The 23234-nt window shown below is 47.2% G+C and carries 29 protein-coding genes; 18 read left to right on the forward strand and 11 right to left on the reverse strand.

What is annotated here, in order from left to right; genetic code table 11:
• Positions 1-13: 13 nt before the first annotated feature.
• The gene (locus Q7C_RS09780; protein ID WP_014704592.1) at positions 14-421 is read right to left on the reverse strand and encodes an ankyrin repeat domain-containing protein; all 408 of its coding nucleotides are present in this window, start codon (positions 419-421) and stop codon (positions 14-16) included.
• Positions 422-486: 65 nt separating this feature from the next.
• Complete coding sequence (locus Q7C_RS09785; protein WP_014704593.1) at positions 487-633, reverse strand: entericidin A/B family lipoprotein; 147 nt, start codon at positions 631-633, stop codon at positions 487-489.
• 313 nt (positions 634-946) lie between these two features.
• Here Q7C_RS09785 and Q7C_RS09790 point away from each other — a divergent pair, with 313 nt between their 5' ends.
• From Q7C_RS09790 to Q7C_RS09810, 5 genes are all read left to right on the forward strand, one after another.
• Positions 947-1396, forward strand: a complete 450-nt coding sequence (locus tag Q7C_RS09790) for a FecR family protein (protein ID WP_014704594.1) — start codon at positions 947-949, stop codon at positions 1394-1396.
• Positions 1397-1401: 5 nt separating this feature from the next.
• Positions 1402-1950 (forward strand): OmpA family protein, encoded by a 549-nt coding sequence (locus Q7C_RS09795; RefSeq protein WP_014704595.1) that lies wholly within the window; start codon positions 1402-1404, stop codon positions 1948-1950.
• 12 nt (positions 1951-1962) lie between these two features.
• Complete coding sequence (locus Q7C_RS09800) at positions 1963-3366, forward strand: TolC family outer membrane protein (protein WP_014704596.1); 1404 nt, start codon at positions 1963-1965, stop codon at positions 3364-3366.
• Between the two features lie 161 nt (positions 3367-3527).
• Positions 3528-4022: a thiol peroxidase gene (gene tpx, locus Q7C_RS09805; protein ID WP_014704597.1), complete on the forward strand. Its 495-nt coding sequence runs from the start codon at positions 3528-3530 to the stop codon at positions 4020-4022.
• 67 nt (positions 4023-4089) lie between these two features.
• Positions 4090-4731: a hypothetical protein gene (locus Q7C_RS09810; protein ID WP_014704598.1), complete on the forward strand. Its 642-nt coding sequence runs from the start codon at positions 4090-4092 to the stop codon at positions 4729-4731.
• Here the strand turns inward: Q7C_RS09810 and Q7C_RS09815 are convergent.
• Positions 4728-5450 carry a Crp/Fnr family transcriptional regulator gene (locus Q7C_RS09815; protein WP_014704599.1) on the reverse strand — a complete coding sequence of 241 codons (723 nt, stop codon included), beginning with the start codon at positions 5448-5450 and terminating at the stop codon, positions 4728-4730. The two genes, Q7C_RS09810 and Q7C_RS09815, sit on opposite strands and share 4 nt — an antisense overlap.
• A gap of 134 nt (positions 5451-5584) precedes the next feature.
• Complete coding sequence (locus Q7C_RS13535) at positions 5585-5749, reverse strand: DUF1328 domain-containing protein (protein ID WP_014704600.1); 165 nt, start codon at positions 5747-5749, stop codon at positions 5585-5587.
• A gap of 175 nt (positions 5750-5924) precedes the next feature.
• Here Q7C_RS13535 and Q7C_RS09825 point away from each other — a divergent pair, with 175 nt between their 5' ends.
• The 6 genes from Q7C_RS09825 to Q7C_RS09850 all read left to right on the forward strand — a co-directional run bounded on the left by Q7C_RS09825 (position 5925) and on the right by Q7C_RS09850 (position 9022).
• Positions 5925-6125 carry a hypothetical protein gene (locus tag Q7C_RS09825; protein WP_014704601.1) on the forward strand — a complete coding sequence of 67 codons (201 nt, stop codon included), beginning with the start codon at positions 5925-5927 and terminating at the stop codon, positions 6123-6125.
• Positions 6126-6201: 76 nt separating this feature from the next.
• Entirely contained in the window at positions 6202-6471 is a 270-nt protein-coding gene (locus Q7C_RS09830) for an ElaB/YgaM/YqjD family protein (protein WP_014704602.1), read from the forward strand.
• Positions 6472-6486: 15 nt separating this feature from the next.
• On the forward strand, positions 6487-6930 hold the full coding sequence (locus Q7C_RS09835) for a phage holin family protein (protein WP_014704603.1): 444 nt from the start codon (positions 6487-6489) through the stop codon (positions 6928-6930).
• 67 nt (positions 6931-6997) lie between these two features.
• Positions 6998-7354 (forward strand): hypothetical protein, encoded by a 357-nt coding sequence (locus Q7C_RS09840; protein ID WP_014704604.1) that lies wholly within the window; start codon positions 6998-7000, stop codon positions 7352-7354.
• Positions 7355-7364: 10 nt separating this feature from the next.
• Positions 7365-7556, forward strand: coding sequence for a hypothetical protein (locus Q7C_RS09845; RefSeq protein ID WP_014704605.1), 192 nt, complete (start codon positions 7365-7367; stop codon positions 7554-7556).
• A 110-nt stretch (positions 7557-7666) separates the two neighbouring features.
• Positions 7667-9022 carry a sodium:solute symporter family protein gene (locus Q7C_RS09850; protein WP_014704606.1) on the forward strand — a complete coding sequence of 452 codons (1356 nt, stop codon included), beginning with the start codon at positions 7667-7669 and terminating at the stop codon, positions 9020-9022.
• A 19-nt stretch (positions 9023-9041) separates the two neighbouring features.
• Here Q7C_RS09850 and Q7C_RS09855 read toward each other — a convergent pair whose 3' ends face one another.
• Positions 9042-9566: a lipocalin family protein gene (locus Q7C_RS09855; protein ID WP_041367107.1), complete on the reverse strand. Its 525-nt coding sequence runs from the start codon at positions 9564-9566 to the stop codon at positions 9042-9044.
• Between the two features lie 85 nt (positions 9567-9651).
• Between Q7C_RS09855 and Q7C_RS09860 the strand changes: the two genes are divergently transcribed.
• Together Q7C_RS09860 and Q7C_RS09865 are read left to right on the forward strand one after the other, a co-directional pair.
• The gene (locus tag Q7C_RS09860; protein ID WP_014704608.1) at positions 9652-9894 is read left to right on the forward strand and encodes a hypothetical protein; all 243 of its coding nucleotides are present in this window, start codon (positions 9652-9654) and stop codon (positions 9892-9894) included.
• A 400-nt stretch (positions 9895-10294) separates the two neighbouring features.
• A complete protein-coding gene (locus Q7C_RS09865) occupies positions 10295-10720 on the forward strand; it encodes a hypothetical protein (RefSeq protein WP_014704610.1) in 426 nt (141 codons plus the stop codon).
• Between the two features lie 105 nt (positions 10721-10825).
• Here the strand turns inward: Q7C_RS09865 and pqqA are convergent, their stop codons facing one another.
• The 3 genes from pqqA to Q7C_RS09875 all read right to left on the reverse strand — a co-directional run bounded on the left by pqqA (position 10826) and on the right by Q7C_RS09875 (position 14549).
• A complete protein-coding gene (pqqA, locus tag Q7C_RS14080) occupies positions 10826-10897 on the reverse strand; it encodes a pyrroloquinoline quinone precursor peptide PqqA (RefSeq protein WP_083839481.1) in 72 nt (23 codons plus the stop codon).
• A gap of 134 nt (positions 10898-11031) precedes the next feature.
• Complete coding sequence (locus Q7C_RS09870; protein WP_014704612.1) at positions 11032-14352, reverse strand: EAL domain-containing protein; 3321 nt, start codon at positions 14350-14352, stop codon at positions 11032-11034.
• Positions 14349-14549, reverse strand: a complete 201-nt coding sequence (locus Q7C_RS09875) for a hypothetical protein (RefSeq protein WP_041366695.1) — start codon at positions 14547-14549, stop codon at positions 14349-14351. The genes Q7C_RS09870 and Q7C_RS09875 overlap by 4 nt, the downstream gene beginning before the upstream one ends.
• A gap of 307 nt (positions 14550-14856) precedes the next feature.
• On the opposite strand from Q7C_RS09875, the gene Q7C_RS09880 reads away from it, so the two are divergent.
• Positions 14857-16497, forward strand: a complete 1641-nt coding sequence (locus Q7C_RS09880) for an acetolactate synthase large subunit (RefSeq protein WP_014704615.1) — start codon at positions 14857-14859, stop codon at positions 16495-16497.
• A gap of 9 nt (positions 16498-16506) precedes the next feature.
• A complete protein-coding gene (locus Q7C_RS09885; protein WP_014704616.1) occupies positions 16507-17958 on the forward strand; it encodes an aldehyde dehydrogenase family protein in 1452 nt (483 codons plus the stop codon).
• Between the two features lie 57 nt (positions 17959-18015).
• Here Q7C_RS09885 and Q7C_RS09890 read toward each other — a convergent pair whose 3' ends face one another.
• Positions 18016-18486 (reverse strand): Dps family protein, encoded by a 471-nt coding sequence (locus Q7C_RS09890; protein ID WP_014704617.1) that lies wholly within the window; start codon positions 18484-18486, stop codon positions 18016-18018.
• Between the two features lie 237 nt (positions 18487-18723).
• Positions 18724-19899, reverse strand: a complete 1176-nt coding sequence (cfa, locus tag Q7C_RS09895) for a cyclopropane fatty acyl phospholipid synthase (RefSeq protein ID WP_014704618.1) — start codon at positions 19897-19899, stop codon at positions 18724-18726.
• Positions 19900-20197: 298 nt separating this feature from the next.
• Here cfa and Q7C_RS09900 point away from each other — a divergent pair, with 298 nt between their 5' ends.
• The 3 genes from Q7C_RS09900 to Q7C_RS09910 are packed head-to-tail and all read left to right on the forward strand — an operon-like array spanning position 20198 to position 22505.
• Complete coding sequence (locus tag Q7C_RS09900; protein ID WP_083839459.1) at positions 20198-20506, forward strand: PepSY domain-containing protein; 309 nt, start codon at positions 20198-20200, stop codon at positions 20504-20506.
• A gap of 2 nt (positions 20507-20508) precedes the next feature.
• A complete protein-coding gene (locus Q7C_RS09905) occupies positions 20509-21171 on the forward strand; it encodes a response regulator transcription factor (protein ID WP_041366696.1) in 663 nt (220 codons plus the stop codon).
• On the forward strand, positions 21168-22505 hold the full coding sequence (locus Q7C_RS09910; protein ID WP_014704622.1) for an ATP-binding protein: 1338 nt from the start codon (positions 21168-21170) through the stop codon (positions 22503-22505). The genes Q7C_RS09905 and Q7C_RS09910 overlap by 4 nt, the downstream gene beginning before the upstream one ends.
• 76 nt (positions 22506-22581) lie before the next feature.
• On the opposite strand, the gene Q7C_RS09915 is transcribed toward Q7C_RS09910, so the two are convergent.
• Positions 22582-22887 carry a PepSY domain-containing protein gene (locus Q7C_RS09915; protein WP_014704623.1) on the reverse strand — a complete coding sequence of 102 codons (306 nt, stop codon included), beginning with the start codon at positions 22885-22887 and terminating at the stop codon, positions 22582-22584.
• Positions 22888-23234: the final 347 nt, after the last annotated feature.

The raw sequence follows: 23234 nt of genomic DNA on the forward strand, positions 1-23234 counted from the left end.
GCGGAGGGATATACTAAAATAACTCGACGTGTTGGGCGAGACGACTCGCGGCCGCTTCAGCACCCATTGCCCGTGCGAGACCGAGTGCGGTCAATCCATCAGCAGATTTAGCGTAGGCATCGGCGCCACTGAGTAACAAAATGTTGATGGTCGCAACTTGATTAAACATGGCCGCATACATGAGTGGGGTTTTGCCATCTTCACCAGTGGCATGGAGGTCTGCGCCTTTTTCAAGCAGTAATGTCGCAATGTCAGTGTGTCCAAGTTGACTGGCGAGCATCAGTAAACTCGCGCCATCCGCATCCTGGGAGTCAGGATCGACACCAGAGTCGATCAAGATTTGAAGTTGACCGAAATCACCCTGACGGACAATATCAAAAACCAAACTGGTTTCAGCGCTAGCGTTGTGTTGTTTAACCATGATTACCTTTTCCGACTGCACCAGCCGCCATGCCGACGGCTGGTTTGCTTTTGATGGGGGTCAGATTAATAACCTTTGGTTTCCTCTGCTTTTTTATTAATGGCACTGCCTGCTGCTTCCATATCTTCACCAACGCCTTGCACGGTGTTGCAGGCTGATAAACCAATCATCATTAACGTGGCCAGAAAAGCTGCGGTTAGTTTGTTCTTCATGTTGCCTCCTAGGGTGTAGTTCAAAACTTAACACAAAGTGATTACAGAGTGGTTGTTCAAATCATAAAATTGAAAAAGTTTGTTTTGGCCCGTCTCTTTAATTAGTGCAAGTGGGGGCATCTGCCAAGATCTAAATATCGACATTTCAGATGAAACGTGACACAGTTCACACTAATGAAGTATCGTAGCAAAATAAAAGCGATATTTTTACTTGGCAAGCGGTGTTTGCTTGCCTGATAACAATAACAAGCGTAAAAGATCGGTATAGTATTAAGGTTTGGAATTTTCATCGAGTTATCAGGGAAAGTCATCGATGCATGATTTTTTGAAAAAAAGTTTGCTGGTTGGGCTGTTCGCTATTGTCACGCCGGCATCCGCGCAGAGTGTTGCCGTCATTAAAACCATGAGTGGTGATGTCACGGTATTACGTAATGGCGATATTGTTAAAGCAAGTCTGGGTGATGAGCTTTTTCTTTATGATCAGCTTTCCACGTCAGCAAATAGTACCGTTGGTTTACTATTCCATGACGATACCCGCATCGGGGCTGGTCCTGATTCACGATTTTCCATTGATGCTTATCAGTATGACTCGGATTCTCACGCCGGCAAGGCGGATCTGGGTATACAGAAAGGCACCATGGCTCTGGTTGGCGGCAAGCTGGCGATGCAGGATCCACAAGCTGTCAGAATAAAAACCCCTACCGACATTTTGACGGTGCCATGTGAGCAGTTGTCAGTGAATGTTGATGAGCTAAGAAGATAAAAATCATGATGCGTAATTATTCTTTACTACTGGTGGTGTCCTTGCTTGCCTTGACAGGCTGTGGCGCTATTCACAATGCAATCGGTCCGGACAGAGCCGAATCGGAATTGCGAGACGCGGTCGAGGCGCCGGTCACGTTAAGTGGTGCAGAATCACCTTTCTGTGCGGTTCCGGTGGTTTCAGAGCCTTCATTGGCCCCTGCGGTGGCGGCGATTCCACCGGCACCTTACGAGGCAACCTTGTATTTCATTCTGGATACGGATGAATTAACACCGGAATCCAAAATTGAAGCGCGTAACATTTACAACGAGATTATTTCACGGCAAATTGCCGAAGCGATTGTTGTTGGACACACGGATACATCAGCATCCCACGCCTATAACCAGACGTTATCACTGGAGCGGGCAAACAAGGTGCGTCAGGATTTGATCGATATTGGTGTGCCAGCAAATATTATCCGAACTTCAGGTGTCGGTGAAACCGACCTGCTGATAGAAACTGCTGATGGGGTGAGAGAGCCCCGCAATCGTCGCGTCAAAATTGACGTGCGCTGATGGAGTTGAGTCATGAGCAAAATATTTAAAACCCTGACACTGACTACTGCCTTAATTGGCAGTGGTTTGTTCATTGGGCAATCGGTTGCGATGGCCCAGACACTGCCTGAGGCAGTTGCCCAAACCTTGCAGACTAATCCGGAAATTCTTGCTGAAGCTAACCGTCGACTAAGTGTTGATAAGACGATCGACCAAGCCAAAGCAGGTTATTTGCCGCAAGTGGATTTGGACCTGGGCTATGGTCACGAATATACCAATAACCCTGCGACACGCCCCCCAGGCGGTCGTTCGCTCAATCGGGGTGAAGCGGGTATTGCGGCCAAACAAATGATTTATGATGGCTTCTACACGAAAAGTGAAGTTGACCGAACAACATCATCAGCTGAATCAGCAGGTTATGCGGTTTCTGATATTTCAGAATCAACAAGCTTGCAAGCAGTGGATGCTTACCTGAATATTTTACGTCGTCAAGAGCTTATGGCGATCACCCAGACTAACCTTGATGCCCATGAGCGTATTGGTGACATGATTGAAAAACGCGCTGAAAGTGGCGTGGGGCGACGTGCCGATGTCGATCAAATTCAAGCTCGCCTTGCGCTTTCTCGGGCTAACGTTGTCTCAGAAGAGGGCAATATTGAAGATGCTCGCAGTCAATATTTACGTGTTGTAGGCAATCTGCCTGAAAATATTACTGACCCAGGTGATGGTTGTTGTGACCGTGCGCCTGCAACTGTCGACGAAGCCATTTCGGTTGCAATCAACCAGCACCCTTATTTGCGTTCGGCACTAGCCACGCATGAGGCGTCTTTAGCGCAAGTTCAAGGCGCGAAATCTGCTTTTCATCCCAAAGTTGATTTTGATTTGAGTTATCGTTCCGATAATAACCTGAATGCAGATGGTGATAACTTGCTGCGTAATGAGGGACATCAGAAAGAGCTCCAAGCGATGACCCGCTTGCAACAAAACCTCTACAACGGCGGTGCGGACTCAGCTCGGGTTGCGCAGTTTGAATCGTTGAGCGAGCAACAAAAACAGCAAGTGATTCGGGCGCAACGTCAGATCGAGCAGGATGTTCGCTTAGCCTGGAATGCGCTGCAAACCGCGCAGGAACGCGTGCCGAAGTTAAAACAACGCTTGGAAGCCGCCGAAAAAACGCGGACGGCGTATGAGGATCAGTTCGGTATTGGTCAGCGGACATTGCTGGATTTGCTGGATAGCGAAAATGAACTTTTGATTGCCGGAGCGGATTATACGGAGGCTTATTATAATCAATTGTTTGCTTGTTACTGGCTGGCGGAATCAATGGGGCAGTTGCTTGACGCCTTGGAGCTGCAACATCGAGAAGAAGCCATTACCGTTGCCGGCTCAACTGCTGAGCAAGAAGAAACTACGGCGGCCGACACGGTTATCGATTAACCCTAACGCATTTTTCACTAAAACCCTGGTATCGAACAGATATCAGGGTTTTTTTGTCTCGGCCACTTTAAAATGCCAAGGCGCATCCCCAAGTTTCTCTGTGTACAACATTCCAGGCAATACCTGCCTGTGGTATTCGTTTTTAAGCAAAGGAGGAAAACATGGCCACGGTAACATTAAAAGGTAACCCGATTGAAACCGTAGGTGAGTTACCTGAAGTAGGCAGTCAGGCACCAGGCTTTAATTTGGTAAAAGATGATTTGTCTGAGCTAACCGGGCAAGATATTTCAGGTAAAGTTGTTCTGAATATTTTTCCATCCGTTGATACCGGCACCTGTGCTATGTCGGTGCGCCAGTTCAACAGCAAGGCGGCAGCACTGGATAATACCACTGTTGTCTGTGTCTCCAAAGACTTACCATTTGCACTCAGTCGTTTCTGTGGGGCAGAGGGACTGAATGACGTTGTCGTTGGTTCTGCATTTCGTAGCAGTTTTGGCGATGATTACGGTGTAACTTTTACATCCGGTCCGTTGACCGGGTTACTGTCACGCGCTGTGGTCGTCATTGATGAGCAAGGTAAGGTAATTTATACCCAGCAGGTTGCGGAAACTGCTGACGAGCCTGATTATGACGCAGCACTTAATGCGCTGAGTTGAGTAAGCTTGAACCGTCCCGCCTCACTCAAGAGGCGGGATCGTTAATTTTCAAAGTCCAGAACCTGCCATGTCAGCGCTAAGCCAGATGTTTGCTTCGGTTGCGGTGTTGGCTGAATTTCACCCTGGTGCTCAAGCTGTGCGATTTTGGCGTAATAATCACACCGGTCAATTACAGTCAGACATTGTATTTTCAGATCAAAAATTGACGGATAAGCAGTTGCTGGAAGCAGATATTGCCAGTATCGCTACACAGCTCGCTGAAGTGGCATTGCCGGATTATTTCGCTTTTTGTCGTGATATTGAGGCGATTTTCAGCGGTAGTCAGCCCAATGGGCCGGTAACAAAACTAGCCAACATGGATTGGCCGGCACTTCGACAGATTGCCATTTATGCACAGCATTGGCGGAGCAAGAATCCGCGTGAGGTGGCGAAGCTAGTCGCTTTTGTCATGGCGATTCCGGTGTTTAGCCGCCTGGTGGGACAGCGAATTGTGGCGGGGCAGTCAGAAACCGAAAAACAAATCAGTCATCAGGTTGAGCATGCCTCCGGAATGTACATCATGGGGGTTGAAAAGTTCAAAGGCTTGTTTGCCGATGAAATTCAATCAACACTGAGTGAGGCCAGCCTATTGGTCGCTGCATATCGAGGAGCGAAAGGCGAGAATGCAAGTAACATCATTAATGGCATGATCGCGTCGCGCTATGACTAGCGAGCCCATTCGCTGTGGTACTCAAGATAGCTCCGATCAAATCCGGAAAAAGCGATAAGCCCTTCCAGATCAATGATTTCAATATCACCGTTATGACCGTCAATCAATTTCATTTCACGTAACTGCTTAAAAGTGCGACTGATGTGTACCGACGATAAGCTCAATGTGTCTGCGATTGTCGATTGGGTCATCGGTAAGGTAAAGCCAAGATGCCGAATGGCAAGCCGACTATGAATCTCGACTAAAAAGTGCGCAAGGCTCTCAGCCGCACTTCGCCGGCCAATATTGATGATGCGTTCTATAAGCATCGATTGTTCTCTGGCCATTACCAGAAAGAAGACATCCGTCAATCGTGGTGCGGCGTCAAATATTTCGGTGAGTTTGCGCCTTGGAAAAGGGCAGGCAACGACATCGGTCAAAGTGCGCACTTCGGATTGATGTTTAACAAAGCTTAATTCGCGTAAGCCGATGATTTGTCCAGGCAGGAAAATATCCAGAATTTGTTGTTGACCATCTGGTAATGGACGTATTGCGCACGCCCAGCCACTCTTCAGGGTATACAGTTTCTCAGCGGTGCTGCCAGCCGCGATGAGCTCTGCATCTTCGGGGTATTCTTTTGGAGCGAATTCGAGACTGGTTAATAATTCGACTTCGTCGTCACTAAGATCAACAAACCGTTGAAACTGGTGGGCAATACAGCCTGGTTCGGCAGGATTCATTTTCGGTCCGTTGGTGTTTGTGGTTTAAGATTTGTGAAGGTTACGTATGGTTACCAAATTAAGTCAATTTATTTTAAGCAAAAAAAAGCACGATACGCGTTGTATCGTGCTTTGAGGTTTTACAGACAGAGTGACTAAATGGGCGGCTTACGTCCGGTAACAAAGAAAATAATTGCCAGAACCAAGCCAACAACAAATAAAATCCAAGCAATATTAGTTGCCGTACCAGCAATACCACTAAGACCTAATACACCGGCAATTAAACCAATAATTAGAAAGGTGATAGCCCAACTAAACATAACATTCATTCCTTTGCTGTAAAAAGGAGTTCCAATGTATGCTGTTGAAAAAAAACTGTCTTTAACCTGCGTTAAGGCAGTTGATAAGGACACTGGTAGATTTGTGAACGGTGATTCAGGTTGGAACCAACGCGTTCCAGCACGTTCTTAACATTGAGATAATCAAGGAGCAAATATGCACCAATCAAACACGTTAATGCGTATGTTGAGCCGTTTTATGCTGATGGCATTTATTGTCGGGGCGATGGGAATGGTCAGTGCCTGTGAGCAACAAGGACCAGCAGAAGAGGCTGGCGAACAAGTTGATGAAATGTTGGAAGAGTCTGGTGATGCAATTGAAGATGCCGCCGATGAACTGGAAGAATCAACAGAGTAATTGAACTGTCACGCATCTTTGTCACGCTGATATCAGGAAATGACACAGTTAACTCTCGAATAAGAGGAGAACCACGATGGCAACACAAACTAGTAATGAAGAACTTCAGAAACAATTAAATGCGCTGCGTGAAGATTTTGCTGGACTGACTAATACTCTGAAACAAATGAGTTCGGCTTATGCAGAACAAGGCCAGACAAAAGTGAAAGAAACGGCTGAAAAAGCGCAGGAACAAGTTAAACAGTCGTATAGTCGGGTACAAGGCGAGGTTGAGGCGAATCCCATGTCAAGTGTCGCCATTGCCTTTGGAATTGGTCTTGTCATTGGTAAGATTTTGGATCGCTAGGCGGTACATTTTTTAATGCGTATGGGATCCGATTTGATAGCCAAGCTAAAAGTAAATGGCATTGCCATTGCCATTGCCGTTGTCTTTAGTCTGATGGCAGTTGGCTTTGCCGGCTTGGCGCTCTATTATTGGTTAAACGTTCATTTTCTGCCTGACGTTGCGGCGTTACTCACGGCATTGATTTTTGTTTTGCTGGCATTGATGACGTTACTCATTGCGAAGCTGGTTAACCGGGGGGATACTGTCAGCACCCCGTCATCCAGCGACTGGCAGACAAAACTGGCAGCGATGGAACAGGGTCTTCAACAACATGTTGATCCCCGAGTCAGTGACTGGGTAAAGCGCCATCCAGGGCGGAGCATGACATTATGTGTCTTGGCTGGTACGCTGATTGGCAGCAATGAAGAGGCTAGGCGGCTTATTAAAAACGTTGTCGATGATTTTTTAAATAGTAAGTAGTCATACCATTCATTTGTAAGCCGAGGCGCTATTTTTTCGACTAACCTGATTCCTGAGGGGAGCAGCAATGGGCAAAAAACTGAATCGCACGGCGACCAAGTTAAAAATGACGGCGCAGCAAGAAGCGCGTCGTGAGCGCCTGAATCGTGCCGGTATCCTGTTAGAACGTTGGGGGCAGAAATCGCGTCAACCTATCATGCCAATGCTGCATGAGGGGGAATCCGATCCTGCATTTATTGAGGATCAAATGACCTCAGAAGTTGTTAACGCACTGACCAGGGATGCCCGGAATATTGCTGAATTACATTGGTCTTCTGGATTTTCAGCGGCGGAAATTGCAGAACAGCAAGCATTAACCCGTAACGCCGTCAGACAACAATTGGGCTTTGTGGTAGAACAAGTTGCCAACAAAGTACTAATGTAGGAGAAAACACATGGAAAGTGCTGCAATAATTGGTTTGGCTTCGCAGCTCTCGGCAGTACAGCAAGTGTCTGAACAGCAGATAGCGATATTAAAACTAGCCAACGAACAGAGCAAAGCCAATGGCGCTGCAATCATTGCCTTACTTGAGCAGATGCCGGTGGCGACGACAAAAGCAGGCCAACTCATCAATATTAAAGTTTAGTCACTTCCCACACTGGAAACCTCCGCCGGACGTAGTCTAATACGTTTGGCTTTTCAGTCTTCATTGAAACACGTAAGCTGACCGAATCACGTCATTCGGGAATATCACGCATGGAAAAACTGGTCATTGCGGTTTATTTACTGGCCGTTCTGTTGGTCGGGCTGGCCGCTGGTAAGCGGATGCAAGGGTTGCAGGATTTTGCCTTGGCGGGCAGGTCTTATGGCATGCTGGTTATTTTCGCTACCTTGTCGGCATCCTTTATCGGTGGTGGCTTTTCAATGGGCAATGCCGAGAAAGTATTTCTGGTTGGCGTCAGTAATATCGTGGCATTGTGGGGCTTTAGTCTGAAAGAAATACTGGTTGCTCGATATATCGCACCAAAAATGACGCATTATCCAGGAGCTATTTCTGTCGGCGATATTATGGCGACACATTACGGCCAAGGAGCAAGGCTGTTCACCGGGTTTTTTTCCATTGTGTTGTGCGCCGGAATTCTGGGCGCGCAAGTTGGCTCGATGGGCTATATTTTTAATTTATTTCTGGGTGTCGATAAAGTCTGGGGCATCCTTATTGGCTGCGGTATTGTGATTGCCTATTCGACCATTGGTGGAATGCGTGCTGTGATCTGGACGGATGTGATGCAATTTGTGGTGCTCGCGGTCGGCATTCCATTAACCTTATATTTTGGGTTGCAAGCGGTTGGTGGCTGGCAGGCATTAACGACGCAATTGCCCACGACACATTTACAGTTACCGAGTGAGCCATTAGCGTTATTGGCACTATTATCGTTGTTCCTGACCTTTATGCTTGGCGAAACGCTGGTACCGCCTTATCTACAGAGGCTACTCATTGGATGTTCAAGTCAAGCTGTCTCGCGAGGTTCGTTGTTAAGTGGGCTGTTTTCCGTGCCTTTTTTTGCGATTACCGGCTTGATCGGGTTAGTTGCACTGGCAATGCAGGCAGATTTGAATGCGAATCTGGCGATGCCTTATGTTATTCAGCAGACAGTGCCACCGATTTTGCAAGGCGTGGTTGCAGCAGCGATCGTTTCAATTATCATGTCATCGGCAGATTCTTTTCTGAACTCAGCTTCCATTGCATTTAGTAATGATATTGTTCGGCCTCTTCGTAGACAGCCATTATCTAATCAGGCAGAGTTACGTCTCGCGAGAGCAGTCACCCTATTGGTGGGGCTGCTATCGGTGGTGTTTGCGTTATCCATTGATAGTGTCATCGATATCTTGATTTATGCTTACAATTTCTGGGCACCGACGGTGTTGGTACCACTGTGCATGGGGGTACTGGGCTATCACGTCAGTCAACGGCGATTTATAGCGGGCGCGATGGCGGGGATTAGCGTCGCCATTATCTGGAATACTTTGCTGGGTGGACCATTGAATGTCGATGGTCTGGTGCTTGGTACGCTTGCGAACTGGCTGACCTTTATTTCAATAGACCGCCGGTAGAATTGAAACTGAGCTTAGATTATGGTTGATCCGGTGGTGTGCCCAGCCAAATGAGTTCCGAAGTGGTAAACCCCAAGGTATTTGCCTGTTCTAAGAAGTTTTGTTTCACGGCATCGCTGACATCGGGCGTGCGCGCCAGTAACCATAAATAGTTACGATTAGGGCCGGCAACATAACTGTATTGATAATCTGAATCCAGATCAAAAATGACATAGGCTCCGTAAAATGGCCCAAAAAATGAGACTTTTAAATGGCCAATATCTGGAGAATCAACAAAATAGGCTTTACCCTCTGCCTGCTCCCAACGCTCTTCTGCCTGATTAAAGCCTCGGTTAATGACGCGAATGCCCCCATCCTCACGATAGGAATAGTCAGCGGTAACCTGAGTCAGGCCTGCTTCAAAATCATGATCCAGTCTGGCAACCTCATACCATTTGCCGAGATACGCATCGACAGAGAAATTTGAAACCGGATCAATGCCGTCCGGGTGGTAGCTACAGCCCGATAAAAAAAACAGACTAAAGATAAGTTGTACAGATCTCATGGTATTCTCACTATACATGACCCGACTTGATTCCTGTGGAACCAAGACAGGTTAATTTTAAAACCAAACTGAGGAATTGGACAGCATGGCAATCAAACAATTCATGGTCATGCTGGGGGCGATATGTTGTACCAGCTGTGCAACCTATACCCTAATGAAAAGTGATCGTTATTATCAGCAGGCAGATATTCCCGCTGACGCGATGCCGCAGCCAGGCCAATGTCGCCTCTGGTACAACAACCGCCCCGTATCAGAACAGCCACCTGCTCGCGATTGTGCTGATTTTCTGGACAAAATACCTAAGGAGGCAAGGTTGATCCGTGGCTAAGTAAAAAGCCAGGTAACTGCCAAGTCTTAAGCGCGCTTTGATGTTGAGCTCATAATGGATGGCATGATGCGCTTTGCATGGCTTGTTAAGGGCTGCCTGGTCGCAAGCTGTCGATAATCGCTGTTGCAGAAGACCAAATTATGCCGGCTTGGCTTGGCGAGAAAGTCTCTTAAATCAGCATCGGTTCTGGCAATTATCGTTACTTGATACCAACGTCGTTGGTGTAGAGAATCTGCCATAAGCGAGCCGGCGTGAACGATTTTTCGGTAATCTAAAAAACCAAATAATCGCCAGATTTTTGATGCGGGCAATGATAAGCTGAATTAACACTGGTGCATGGCAAAGTGGCTACGCAATCCGAGCTTAATTAACAGATATAGGGTTAACGGGGTGCCAGCCAATGATTGAAAAAGATGCGGATACTTATGTCATGTTGAAAGCGGTGGCAGAAGCTATTGATCTGGCTTCGCGGAATTATAATGATGAAATTATTGGCATTCATTATTACGCCAGACTGAGTGTGCTAAGCGATGATGAGCTAAGTGAATTAATCGCGCTCTGGCATCAAAAAAGAGTGACTTGTTTGAAGGAAAAGCTGGCATCACAATGGATGGTAATTCAGATTCTGATGCTTATTATTCTGGCCATCAGTATTGCTTGGTTGTCGGGTGGGATGGCCGGAATGGTAGCGAGTTTCGTCGGCATTATTGCAGCGATTGCCATGATAGAAGACAAACGGGTCAGTATTGCGAAAAGAAATCTGCAAGATGCGATTAAAGTATGTGAACACTTGCAAAACGAGTTCAGCGTTCGTCAATCTCCCTAAAGCTAAAGACGCTGGTTGAACAATTTAAATAAGACGCTGGGAACGGGCTCTACCATAAAAAAACCCGACCTAAGCCGGGTTTTTTCAATTCAATTTGGCAGTGAATTAACGGTTGTTAATGTACATGGTTACTTCAAAGCCAAAACGCATATCTGAATATTCTGGTTTAGTCCACATAACAATTCTCCTTAATTAGCCAATCAGCCAAATGCTGATTAATTGCTATGTTAATGAATTGCAAAAAAAGGAAAATCAGCGCTTTACCTGATAACGGTCAGGATTTTCCTGAGACTTATCCTGACGCCGCAATATTAATCTGCCAACGCTCTGTCAATCAAAGCATAAAAGATGTCAGCCTGTTGTGCGAGCTGTTGTTGTAACTCCAATCGGTCAGGTGACGTGGCTTCGCAGGCGTTCAGTGCTCGGGCAATCTCGTGCATATAATCCTGGCTGGTGGCGAGTTGTTGCAAGCATGTCATGTTAGCTGCCTGTTGTTGACTACAACGTCGAAGCAAACTGCCGCAATGCGATGTTTGTGGATTTAATGCTGTCGAGGGTATTGGACTGTCTTTGTGCTCAGCTGAGAACTGTCCTAGCCAGCGGGTGACGCTTAAGCGCAGTAAATAGAGGCTTTTTTGCCAAGGTGATAAGTTTTTCTCTGCTAACTGTTGCCAGCCAGGCAGCGGTTGATAATGCGCAATCCAATCTATGAAATCGGCTGCCGGCATGGGTTTGGCAATAGCATAACCCTGCGCCAGATCGCAGTTTAACAACAGCAACATTTGACCAATAGCTTCCGACTCGACCCCTTCGGCAACAACCTGACGGTCAAATGCGCGCGCCAGACCTATCACGCCTTCGACGATATTGAAGTCATTTGGATCATCCAGTAAATCCCGAACAAAGCTTTGATCGATTTTGATGGTATTGGCCGAAAGATGGCGCAGATGGGTGAGTGAGGAGTAACCGGTGCCAAAGTCATCAAGGGCCACTTGCACACCGAGTTGTTCGCGACAGTCTCGAATGACGCGACTGATCGTACGCACATCCCCCAAAGCGCCTGTTTCCAGAATCTCAAGCTGCAAGGATGGCGATAATACTTGTGGATACGCAGCTAACGCCGCTTGCAAATTGCTGACAAAATCTCGAGACTGAAGGTGGCTGGCGGCAATATTGACACTAATAAACAACGGTTGTTTAAGTACGTTTTGAAAAGCATCGATTTGCCGAATAGCCTGCTGTATAACCCAATTACCGACCTGAATTTCTAATTCCGTATCGGCGAGTACCGGCAGAAACTGCCCTGGCAGTAGCAACCCTTGTTCAGGATGCTGCCAGCGAATTAATGCTTCAACGCCCATGACCTTGCCGTTGCGCATATTTATCTCAGGCTGAAAATACAAACAAAGCTGATCTTCCTGCAGTGCAACCCGAAGCGCTTGCAGCAAAGCATGTTTTTCAATGGTTTGCTGATTTTCGTGTGGATTAAAGAGTTGGTAAGTATTGCGCCCGGTTAATTTTGCTTGATACATCGCTTGATCTGAATAACGCAGCAGCGTATCCAGATTGTCATCATCCTGCGGGTACATGGCGATACCACTTGATGCACTGAGAGAAAGCTCCAGATCGCCAATTTTAAAAGGTTGTGCCAAGGTCTCGTGGATGCGCTGCAAGAACAGTTCACATTGTTCGTAGGATTCAACATCTTGAAACAGGATGGCAAACTCATCACCACCAAAACGCGACAAGGTATCACCTTCGCGTACACAGTCTGTCAGACGCTTGGCAACTTCAACGAGCAATTTGTCACCAACACTATGGCCGTATGTGTCATTAACCGGTTTAAAATTATCCAAATCCAGGAAACAAACACCTAACCATGTCTGGGTTTTGCGGCTATGCTCAGTGGCTTGCTGAAAGCGTTCAGCGAATAATACGCGATTAGGCAGTTTGGTTAGCACATCATAATGTGCCATCAGTTCAAGTGTTTCCTGTTGTTGTTTTGTCTGCGTGATATCTGAGAATAAGCCGACATAATGTCGTTCTTGAGCATCTTTGCCTGCCAATGCTGAGATGGTCATTAATTGAGCATAAAGCTCGCCATCACGACGCTTATTCCAGACTTCGCCGCGCCAATAACCGTCTTTATCCAAGGCTTGCCACATGGCGGCATAAAAACCGTCATCATGTCGACCTGATTTGAGCAGGGATGGATTCTGACCAATGACTTCTTCGCGCGGATAGCCGGTTATTGAAGTAAATGCGGGATTAACATCAATGATGGTGCCGTCTGTTTCTGTGATCACAATCCCTTCATGCGCTTGCGTAAACATTTGAGCGGCAAATCGCAATTGTTGTTCAGCAGTTTTACGCACGGTGATATCGTAAAAAACCAGCAATAATTCATTTTCGAAGGCATCTTGTAAGGCTGAAAAACTCAGCAGGGCAACTCGCTCGCTACCATCTGGGCAGGTTATGGTCACTTCGGTCGTTGTTTTGGATAGCTCAGAAACGGCCAGCTTGCCTTCCAGCCAGAGATTCAGTTGTTTTTGGTAACCCGGATCCAGACTGGTTTGTTGCCACCAAGCCATCAATTGCGGGAAATTATCCAGCCGATATCCGTAACTTTCGGTAAAGGCGGGGTTGATGAAACTAACCTGTTTTTTACTGCTGACCAGCAGGTAAGGAATAGGTGAGTTTTCAATCAAATGACGAAATTTGAGGTTGGCGAGTGAGGCAGAAAAAATCAGTCGAAAAAACGCTTCCAACAAAATAAAAATAGCGATGGCAATACCAAAAATCAGGATGCGAGTTTGCCAGACATTCTGCTGTGCCGCTTGCCAGCCGCCGAGGGGTTGTGCGACCAATTGCCAATAGCCCTCTGGCAATTCCATGCGCATGAGCATTCTGGGATCATCAAATAATGCCGGTTCACCCCAGACCATCTCACCGTTAGCGCCCAGGCCATCTTTACCTCGAATGGCCAGTTCAATAGGCATATTGTTGTCAAGGCCAGCCGCAGCAAAAAAAGCGTTGCTATCAATAACCGCCGAAATCAATCCCCAGAATTCGCGTTTTTCATTCTGGGTCCTGAATACTGGAATACGTGTAATTAATCCCACGCCACCTTGCTTAAGCTCGAGCGGCCCTGCCAAGACCAATCGCCCCGTCGTCCGGGCAAGTTCCGCTGCCGCAAACTGATCGGGTACTTTTCGATAATCTAGACCTAATGTGGCGCGGTTACCTGCCAAGGGATAGGTATATCGAATCACCATGTCGGGTGCAGCCGCAATATTGCGTAATTGATTCTGACCATGGAACAGATGCTGCATCGCCAATGAAAATTCATCCTGAGTCAGATCGGGGTTAACAATAAACAGGCCAGGCAGGCCACGAATGATCTGGATATGGTTTTGCAGGCTGGTGACCAGCCGACTGTGATAACGGCTTAGCCATTGCTGGGTTTCATTGTAAATTTGGCTGCGCTGCTGTTCTTGGACAATATGATTGACATAACTGGCTGCTGCCATGGTGATTAGGGCAATCACCGTCAGCATGGCGGTAAACCACTTTTTACTGTGACTAAGCCGTCGCAATTTAACCAGTCGCTTAAACCAGACAGAATGGCTCATCCGGTCTTTAGCACCCGTTTTTCGCTGTTATCAGCGAGCGGATTAACCAGTCCGCTATTGTTTTGCGCGGCTTCTCGGAAAAACGACAAACTTTGCCTGCCAGACGGAAGCGTCCGGCTATCATTAGCGTCGAAATGAATACAGACCATGCAAAGTCGGCGCAGGCTTGTAAGCAATGCCATATCTAGGTCGTCCATGCCGGATTTACCATAATTTTTCTATCGTCTTTTGATGGTTTTTGGCCAAACAGAGTTAAAAATAGCATTAATGCCGCCATTTGTCGGCAACCTCATGTGAATCCCGCCGAACGGTAATTTTTTCTGAGCGCCACAAATTTAAGTTGTGCGCAAACGGACTTGCTTGGCGGTCATTCATGCTGACATGCCACACTTTTTCTCTCTAGATAAGCCAAGACAGTTTTTTCGGTCTGATAACTGTGTTAAAAAATAAGTAAGCCGTTGAATTTTTCCGACACCATGGCCCTGCGCCGGAGGATTGCCTTATATGAAAACATCGGATCTGCTGGTTAAAGCGCTGGAAAATGAAGGGGTGGAGTATATCTTTGGCATCCCTGGTGAAGAAAACCTGGATCTGCTGGACTCGCTGCAACACTCCTCAATCAAACTTATTGTAACTCGCCACGAACAAGGTGCTGGCTTTATGGCAGCAACTTATGGTCGTCTTACTGGTAAACCCGGTGTTTGTCTGTCGACATTGGGGCCGGGCGCGACAAATCTGGTGACGCCAGCAGCGTATGCGCAACTCGGTGGCATGCCAATGTTGATTATCACGGGCCAAAAGCCGATTAAAGCCAGCAAACAGGCCTTGTTTCAGATTGTTGATGTCGTCAACATGTTGCGGCCTATCACCAAATATACCAAGCAAGTCGTTCATGGCAGTACGATTGGCGCCATTGTGCGGGAAGCTTTTCGTGTTGCAGTCCAGGAACGGCCAGGAGCGGTTCATATCGAATTGCCAGAGGACATCGCGGCAGAAGAAGCGAGTGATCGTGTCTATGTCGTGGAAAATATCCGTCGTGCCGATGCCGATAACACGACGATTCGGGAAGCACTGGAAAAGATTGAAAATGCCAGCATGCCATTGCTATTGATTGGGGCGGGAGCCAACCGCAAACGCGCCAGCAAAGCATTGACCCGATTTGTCGAAAAAACGGGTATTCCATTTTTTAATACGCAGCTTGGTAAGGGGGTCATCGACGAACGGCATGACAGTTATCTGGGTACTGCCGCACTCTCTGAGTCCGACTATTTGCACTGCGCCATAGACCGTGCTGACTTGATTATTAATGTGGGCCACGATGAAGTTGAAAAGCCGCCGTTTTTTATGAAAGAAAACGGCACTCAGGTTATACATATTAATTTTCATGCTGCGGAAGTGGATCCGGTGTACTTTCCGCAACTCGATGTCGTGGGCGATATTGCCACGTCAATCAATCGGCTAACAGATGCTTTGTCTCCCCAATCTCACTGGGACTTTTCCTACTTTTACAGAGTCAAGCAAGAGGTCAAAAAACGGCTCGGTAATTATAGTGACGATGAACGTTTCCCTATTTTGCCGCAATCAGCGGTGACGACCATTCGGGATGTCATGGGAGAACAGGACATTCTGGCTCTGGATAATGGCCTGTTCAAAATCTGGTTTGCCCGGAATTACCCGAGTTATGATTGCAATACCTTGTTGCTGGACAATGCTTTGGCGACCATGGGGGCCGGTTTGCCCAGTGCCATGATGGCCAAACTTATATACCCTGATCGCAATGTGATGGCAGTCTGTGGCGACGGTGGCTTTATGATGAATTCTCAGGAAATGGAGACAGCCGTTCGGTTAAATCTGGATTTGGTTGTGGTCATTCTCAATGACAATGCCTACGGTATGATTAAGTGGAAGCAGCAGGGAATGGGATTTACCGATTTCGGACTGAATTTCAGTAATCCGGACTTTGTAAAATACGCTGAAAGTTATGGTGCTCATGGCCATCGACCGTCAAGTTACAACGAGTTTGAAGAAGTGCTAAAGGCTGCCTTGACTGCCGGAGGCGTGCATCTGATTGATGTGGCGGTTGATTACTCATTAAATCACGCTATCCTCAATGAAGGCCTGAAACAAAAACTGTGTATTTTATAAGGAGTTGTCATGAGCACGCTTCCTCATTTTGCCCTTAACATTCCCGGCGTTCAGGTTGGCTCAGGTCAATCTATTGAAGTGACCAATCCGTTTTCTGATGCTGTCTTAGCCACTGTTGAAACAGCGGATCAGCAAGTTGTTGAACAGGCCTTATCCACCGCGTGGCAGTGCTTTCGAAAACGTGATGCTTGGCTGCCCGTTCCGGAAAGGCTGACTATTCTTGAAAAGGCCATGCAATTGATGCAGCAACAGGCAAGCACACTGGCCGAAGGAGCGGCAGCAGAAGGGGGCAAGCCACTGGTGGACTCTCAAGTGGAAATCGCACGCTGCATTGACAGTATCCGCCAGTGTATTGATACCTTACGTCACCAAGGCGCACATCCTGTTCCTATGGGCGTTAATGCGGCTTCACAGCATCGTCTTACCTTGTTTCAAAAGGAACCCATTGGCGTGGTAGTGGCAATTAGTGCTTTTAACCACCCACTAAATCTGATTGCCCATCAGGTGGGCCCGGCGATTGCGGCAGGTTGCCCGGTGATTGTCAAACCGGCCGAAGCTACTCCGTTGTCGTGTTTCAGGTTGGTGGAGATTTTCTATCAAGCCGGCTTGCCGGCAGAATGGTGTCAGGCATTATTGACAGACAGTCACGCCACCGCAGAAAAATTGGCAACAGATAAACGGGTAGGTTTTCTTAGCTTCATTGGCAGTGCTAAAGTCGGCTGGTATTTAAGAAGTAAACTTGCAGCGGGCACACGCTGCGCTCTAGAACATGGCGGAATTGCACCAGTCATTATTGATAAATCCGCCAATATTGATGAGATCGTGCCCGGTTTGGCGAAAGGTGGCTTTTATCATGCGGGCCAGGTTTGCGTTTCGGTGCAACGTGTTTATGTGCATAAATCGATAGCCAAAGCGTTAGCCGATAAGCTGATTGATGCTGCTAAAGCGCAGCGTGTGGGCGACCCGCTGTCAGCTGATACCACGGTCGGTCCGCTCATTCGGGCTGAGGAGGTAGACCGGGTGGATCGCTGGGTCCATGATGCGGTAGAGCAAGGAGCATCGTTGCTTTGTGGCGGACAACGATTAGCAAATCATTGTTATGAACCGACCGTTTTATTTGATCCCCCTGCGACGTCGGTGGTCACGAACCAAGAAATTTTCGGCCCGGTGATTTGCCTGTTTCCGGTTGATGATATTGCCCATGCCGTGGCGGCTGCGAATGATACGGATTTTGCTTTTCAAGCAGCGGTATATAGTCAGGACATTGATCAGGCGATGTATGCCGCGTGTCGATTGGATGCTTCGGCGGTGATGATTAATGAGCACACGGCGTTTCGAGTGGACTGGATGCCCTTTGCCGGACTGAAGCATTCCGGCCATGGCGTTGGCGGGATTCAATATTCTATGGCGGAAATGCAAGTGGATAAGATGATGGTGTTGTCTTCCAGATCGATTCCTTAATTGCTAGACAAAAAAAGACCGCTCTGTGGCGGTCTTTTTTTTGAGATGCGACGGTCTTTACTCTTGCATCATACGTAACATCCAGGCTGTTTTTTCGTGAATCGTCATGCGATCACCAACCAATGCTGCGGTGGATTCGTCTTCAGCCTCTTCGGCCAGCTTTAATGCTTGGCGACAAGTTTTTACCACGCGCTCATGGCTGTCATTCAAAATTTTAACCATTTCTTTCGCGTCAGGGACGCCCTCGACTTCTTTGATTGAACTGAGTTCAGCAAAAGCCTTGTATGTTCCCGGTGCGGCAACGTCTAAAGTCCGGATGCGTTCAGCAATTTCGTCCACTGCGGTTGCCAGTTCTGTGTAGTGTTCTTCAAACATCAGATGCAAGTCACGAAACTGGGGTCCGCTGACGTTCCAGTGGAAATTATGCGTTTGCAAATAAAGCGTGTAAGAGTCAGCAAGAAGATGTTTCAGTGCCTCTGCCACCTTGGTGCGGTCCTGTTTATCGATACCAATATCAATTTTGCTCATGAGCTCTCCTTATTATGCTAATTATGCCGATCCAAATGCGATCGGGGTTAGTCGTCCACGATTTATCGTCACTATACAGTTGTGCATGTCAAATGCATGTAAAAAGTACATTGCCAGACAACGGATTGTCATTAACATACATAAAACCTCAGTTTTACTTATGCTGACGGCAATGCAACTTATTTTTTATATAAGGGCGCGGGTAAAAGATAACAAGGTGGCGTGACTTGTTTGATATTACCTGACTGAACGATACACTCCAGGGCGGCCGCGCTTACTTAACACTAACTGCCATAACTGACCCTTTTTACTGCGAAAAAACCCCGCACATGCATGCAAGTAGTATTTCCACATCCGGTAGAAACGCTCGTCATAGTGAGGTGCTAGTGTTGGCCAAGCCTGATCAAACTGTTGCCACCAATGCAGCAGGGTGACATCGTAGTCGGGGCCAAAATTATGCCAATCTTCAAGCACAAAGCGATGATCGAGCACTTTGCCCAGTTCTTTCACGGAAGGCAATTTGCCATTGGGAAAAATATAACGATCAATCCACGCATCCACTTTAAAGACAGTCTCGTATGAACCGATTGTATGCAGCAGAAACAGGCCATCCTTGCTGAGCAATCGACTGGCAGTATCAAAATAGTCTGAGTAATTTTTGGGGCCAACATGTTCAAACATGCCGATAGAAACAATTTTATCGAAGTGCCCATTTACTTCTCGGTAATCTTTTAAGTCAATGGTAACAGGCAAACCGATGCAGCGTTGTTGCGCCAATTTTTGTTGTTCTTTGGAGATGGTGACGCCATACACTTCCACGCCATAGTTTTCTGCTGCGTAACGTGCAAACCCGCCCCAGCCACAACCGATTTCAAAGACCGTTTCACCAGGTTGCAGCGCCAATTTTCGACAAACGAGATCCAATTTGGCCAGCTGCGCATCAGCAAGGTTATCGGCGTTTGCCCAATAACCGCAGGAGTAACTCATGGTGGGATCCAGCATGGCCTCAAAAATATCATTGCCGGCATCGTAATGTTTTTCACCGACCTGATAGGCTCTGGCGCGGCTTTGTAGATTAAACAGGTTCTGGCGAATGATTTCGCTGACTAAGCGGACTTTTACCCAGCCTCCCAGCTTTTTTTCGACATCAGCTGAAAGTAGTCGGGTGAATAGCACGTCCAGCGCTCGGCAATCCCACATTTTATCCATGTAGCTTTCACCAAAGCCTAAAGAGCCTTGAGTTAAAACGCGGCGGTAAAAACGGTCATCGTTTACCTGGATATCCCATGGCTTGTCGCCATTAAATTGCACTTCAGCGTGCGCGGCGATTTCTGCGAGAATAGAAGGTGAGTTGTTTTTTCGGGCTGACTTTAGCAAGCCAGTTTGAGGTGATTCAAAGTGATGATGAGCCATTGTCTGCATCTCCTTTTCATCTTTACTTGAATAACCATAGCGTATATTTAATGGTTTTTGAACTGGGAAATTGTCAACATCAACAACTATTTAGCAAAAAATAACGGCTTACATTTCGGGCAATGCTATCCGGCTTGGCAGCGCGTTTGTTACTCGCAACCTCGCTGCTTGCCCGTTTGCTTTGTCTTAACGATGCAGGGCGTACTGATTGTTGAGTACGCTGGTTTTTTAAATTTTCAGCTCAAATTCAGCTGGACAAGGTAGGCTAAATAAAAGGTCTGCCCGGAGGCATGTGCTGATGACAAAGTTGACGTACTACTATCTGCTCAGTGTCGTAACTCTGAGTGTGTCGCTCCCTGTTTTGGCTGCAGAGATCAGCTACGACGAAGCGCGTGCATTACGTAAAGCGGGCAAGATATTACCGCTTTCAACCGTGATAGCGCAGGCGCAGGTAGTCAAGCCTGGTAAAGTCATCGAAATCCAACTCGATGAGGATGATGGCCAGTACGAATATGAAATTGAGCTTCTCGATGCAAATGGTCGAGTCTGGGAGATGGAATTTAATGCTACAGACGGGGCGCTAATGGACCTTGAGTTGGACGATTAAGCATGAGACTACTCATCATAGAGGATGATCCATTGGCTGGGCCGTCACTACGGGAGGCATTGATGCGTGCTGGTTTTGCCGTGGATTTGGCGGTGGATGGTGTAGATGGTGAAGCATTGGGAGAGATTGAACCATACGATATTATTGTGCTGGATTTAGGCCTGCCCAAACGACCCGGACTGGACGTGCTGCGAAACTGGCGAAGTCGAAACCATCGTGTCCCCGTCATTATTTTAACGGCACGGGGCAGCTGGGAAGAAAAAGTCGAAGGCTTTAACGCTGGCGCAGATGATTATGTTGCCAAGCCGTTTCAGACTGAAGAATTACTTGCTCGTATAAATGCGGTTTTAAAGCGAAGTATGGGCTCACCAACTGGGGCGTTAACGGCGGCAGGGCTCGTTTTGGATGAAGCCGCGCAAAAAGTCACCTTAGCTGACGGACAATCACTTAGCCTGACAGGCACGGAATTTCGTTTGCTGCGTTATTTTATGCTGCATCCGGGCCAGGTTATTTCCAAAAGCCGTCTGACAGAGCATGTCTATGATTATGATAGCGATAAGGATAGCAACGTCATGGAAGTTTACGTGAATCGACTCCGGCAAAAAATCGGTTCTCATTGCATCACCACACGTCGTGGACAGGGGTATGTGTTTGGTGATCAATGACCTCACTTAAACATCGGCTCTCTCTCGGCCTGACGCTGACTTTAATCATCTTGCTGGTGTTGCAATGGGCGCTGGTCAGTTATGGCATTCAGCGATTAACGGAAAAACAATTAATCGAACGGTTGCAAATGGAGTCAGAAAGCCTGTTGGGCAATCTGACCATTCTGCCCGATGGCAGCATGATGCTTGATGAACAAGCGATAAGTAGCTTGTATCGCCGGGCCTTTTCCGGCCGTTATTATCGTATTTGCCGAACAGCAGAAAATTGCATTCAATCCCGATCGTTGTGGGATGAGTCACTTGCGATGCCATTGATGGCAAGTGGTCGACAAACGCAAATTCGCCAAGCCGGACCTCAGTCACAGCAGCTTTATGTGATGACAAGTGGCTATATCAAGCGTGATCAGTCGCTAACCATTGCCATTGCCGAAGATATTGGTCCGATGCGAGCCGAACTACGGCGTTTTCAATGGTTATTTACGCTGGTCTCGGCAACCGGGTTACTGTTGTTATTGGCAATGCAGTGGTGGTTAGTGGGCAAGGCATTGTCACCGTTAAAATCGGTGCGCCGGCAGTTGCTCAAGTTAAATCGTGGCGAGGCAGAGACTTTGACCCGAGAGGTACCAGAAGAAATTGAGCCGGTTATTGCCGCCTTAAATCAACTGCTGACAACATTAAGTCGAAAAACGCAACGTTCTCGGGTTGCCTTGGGTAATCTTGCCCATGCGCTGAAAAGTCGACTTACGTTGTTGAATCAGATTGCCGAGCAGCCAGCTCTTGGCGAGCATCCGCAGCTCCAGCAACGCCTCCAGGAAACGACACAAGACTTGTATCAAATTATTGAGCGTGAACTAAAACGTGCTCGCTTGCTGGGCGCCCCCTTGCCTGGAAAGCAAGTTGATTTACCGAAAACCGTGGCGGATTTATGCCGTACCATGCAACGGATGCATGCGGAGAAAGTGTTAGAGATAGATTGGCGGGTGGATCCACAGGTGAATTTTGCTGGCGATCGTGAAGATTTGATGGAATTACTAGGAAATTTACTGGATAACGCCAGTAAGTGGTGCCAGAAAAAAATTCAGATTACAGTCGAGACCCGCCAAAAAAATCAATGCGAATTTATCATTGAAGATGATGGACCGGGCTGTGCTGAGTCAGATCAGCCACGGTTGACTGAGCGCGGCTTTCGCGCCGATGAATCTATGCCTGGCAGTGGGCTGGGATTGGCGATCGTGCATGATATTGTGGATAGCTATAAAGGCCAGCTACATTTTTCCGACTCCCCCTCTTTAGGTGGGTTGAAAATCCGTGTAGTCATGCCTGGCAGGCCTTAGCGTTTATTTTTTTTGAGATATAAAAAAACGGCCTGCAGTAGCAGACCGTTTTTAAGTTCAATGAAGGTAACCACGATTAGTAATCTTGTTTCACTTTTATGATTTCACCTGATTTGGCATCAATGTAAATGTCCCATTCGGCGCCTTGACTATCAGCGATTTCAATTTCGTATTGATAGCCCTGACCATTGCCTTCCAAATCAATGTCATCAACCACGCCCGCTTTATTATCTTGGGCAATCTTGACGGCTTCCTCTGTAGAAATCAGATCAAACTGATCGATTTTTTGCTGCATTTCCCGATGGTCATCATCGGCATGTGCGACGGAAAACAGACCGAGAGAAATCAAGCCTGCGAGAGTGATTTTATTTACGGTTTTCATGTTTTATCTCCTTGCCTTTTGATTAAGGTAGGCTCAGCTTACGAAACCAAGCTGAATCAAACCTGAAAAAAATGTGTGCTTTAAGAACGCTTTAATTAGAAGTCATCAGTTTCAAGGGCAATACATGCGTAATTGTCAGGAAGCTGATTGTTGATAGAATCAGCCATCGCTGCCAAATGAAAAAATTTGCCTAAACGAGGATGCTCAAGGCACACTGTCTTTTAAAAGGTAATTAATCAGCTTGTTTAAGAGGGTGACAAAGCGGCGGCTAGTGGGTCGTTATGTTTATCCTGACACAAAATGCAACGGGGCATGCTAAACACTGCTGGTCGGCGGCGACACTTGAC

The organism is Methylophaga frappieri (assembly GCF_000260965.1).
Classification (GTDB): Bacteria; Pseudomonadota; Gammaproteobacteria; order Nitrosococcales; family Methylophagaceae; genus Methylophaga; species Methylophaga frappieri.

Bases quoted from the DNA above. Each gene is read 5' to 3' on its own strand.
- Q7C_RS09860 (WP_014704608.1), top strand. From the start codon at position 9,652: ATGGCAATCAAACAATTCATGGTCATGCTGGGGGCGATATGTTGTACC.
- Q7C_RS09840 (WP_014704604.1), top strand. From the start codon at position 6,998: ATGGGCAAAAAACTGAATCGCACGGCGACCAAGTTAAAAATGACGGCG.
- Q7C_RS09780 (WP_014704592.1), bottom strand. From the start codon at position 421: ATGGTTAAACAACACAACGCTAGCGCTGAAACCAGTTTGGTTTTTGAT.
- Q7C_RS09915 (WP_014704623.1), bottom strand. From the start codon at position 22,887: ATGAAAACCGTAAATAAAATCACTCTCGCAGGCTTGATTTCTCTCGGT.
- cfa (WP_014704618.1), bottom strand. From the start codon at position 19,899: ATGGCTCATCATCACTTTGAATCACCTCAAACTGGCTTGCTAAAGTCA.
- Q7C_RS13535 (WP_014704600.1), bottom strand. From the start codon at position 5,749: ATGTTTAGTTGGGCTATCACCTTTCTAATTATTGGTTTAATTGCCGGT.
- Q7C_RS09875 (WP_041366695.1), bottom strand. From the start codon at position 14,549: ATGGACGACCTAGATATGGCATTGCTTACAAGCCTGCGCCGACTTTGC.
- Q7C_RS09885 (WP_014704616.1), top strand. From the start codon at position 16,507: ATGAGCACGCTTCCTCATTTTGCCCTTAACATTCCCGGCGTTCAGGTT.
- Q7C_RS09900 (WP_083839459.1), top strand. From the start codon at position 20,198: ATGACAAAGTTGACGTACTACTATCTGCTCAGTGTCGTAACTCTGAGT.
- Q7C_RS09850 (WP_014704606.1), top strand. From the start codon at position 7,667: ATGGAAAAACTGGTCATTGCGGTTTATTTACTGGCCGTTCTGTTGGTC.
- Q7C_RS09865 (WP_014704610.1), top strand. From the start codon at position 10,295: ATGATTGAAAAAGATGCGGATACTTATGTCATGTTGAAAGCGGTGGCA.
- Q7C_RS09845 (WP_014704605.1), top strand. From the start codon at position 7,365: ATGGAAAGTGCTGCAATAATTGGTTTGGCTTCGCAGCTCTCGGCAGTA.
- Q7C_RS09830 (WP_014704602.1), top strand. From the start codon at position 6,202: ATGGCAACACAAACTAGTAATGAAGAACTTCAGAAACAATTAAATGCG.
- Q7C_RS09810 (WP_014704598.1), top strand. From the start codon at position 4,090: ATGTCAGCGCTAAGCCAGATGTTTGCTTCGGTTGCGGTGTTGGCTGAA.
- Q7C_RS09785 (WP_014704593.1), bottom strand. From the start codon at position 633: ATGAAGAACAAACTAACCGCAGCTTTTCTGGCCACGTTAATGATGATT.
- Q7C_RS09905 (WP_041366696.1), top strand. From the start codon at position 20,509: ATGAGACTACTCATCATAGAGGATGATCCATTGGCTGGGCCGTCACTA.
- Q7C_RS09880 (WP_014704615.1), top strand. From the start codon at position 14,857: ATGAAAACATCGGATCTGCTGGTTAAAGCGCTGGAAAATGAAGGGGTG.
- Q7C_RS09815 (WP_014704599.1), bottom strand. From the start codon at position 5,450: ATGAATCCTGCCGAACCAGGCTGTATTGCCCACCAGTTTCAACGGTTT.
- Q7C_RS09890 (WP_014704617.1), bottom strand. From the start codon at position 18,486: ATGAGCAAAATTGATATTGGTATCGATAAACAGGACCGCACCAAGGTG.
- Q7C_RS09800 (WP_014704596.1), top strand. From the start codon at position 1,963: ATGAGCAAAATATTTAAAACCCTGACACTGACTACTGCCTTAATTGGC.
- Q7C_RS09855 (WP_041367107.1), bottom strand. From the start codon at position 9,566: ATGAGATCTGTACAACTTATCTTTAGTCTGTTTTTTTTATCGGGCTGT.
- Q7C_RS09835 (WP_014704603.1), top strand. From the start codon at position 6,487: ATGCGTATGGGATCCGATTTGATAGCCAAGCTAAAAGTAAATGGCATT.
- Q7C_RS09790 (WP_014704594.1), top strand. From the start codon at position 947: ATGCATGATTTTTTGAAAAAAAGTTTGCTGGTTGGGCTGTTCGCTATT.
- Q7C_RS09910 (WP_014704622.1), top strand. From the start codon at position 21,168: ATGACCTCACTTAAACATCGGCTCTCTCTCGGCCTGACGCTGACTTTA.
- Q7C_RS09825 (WP_014704601.1), top strand. From the start codon at position 5,925: ATGCACCAATCAAACACGTTAATGCGTATGTTGAGCCGTTTTATGCTG.
- tpx (WP_014704597.1), top strand. From the start codon at position 3,528: ATGGCCACGGTAACATTAAAAGGTAACCCGATTGAAACCGTAGGTGAG.
- Q7C_RS09870 (WP_014704612.1), bottom strand. From the start codon at position 14,352: ATGAGCCATTCTGTCTGGTTTAAGCGACTGGTTAAATTGCGACGGCTT.
- Q7C_RS09795 (WP_014704595.1), top strand. From the start codon at position 1,402: ATGATGCGTAATTATTCTTTACTACTGGTGGTGTCCTTGCTTGCCTTG.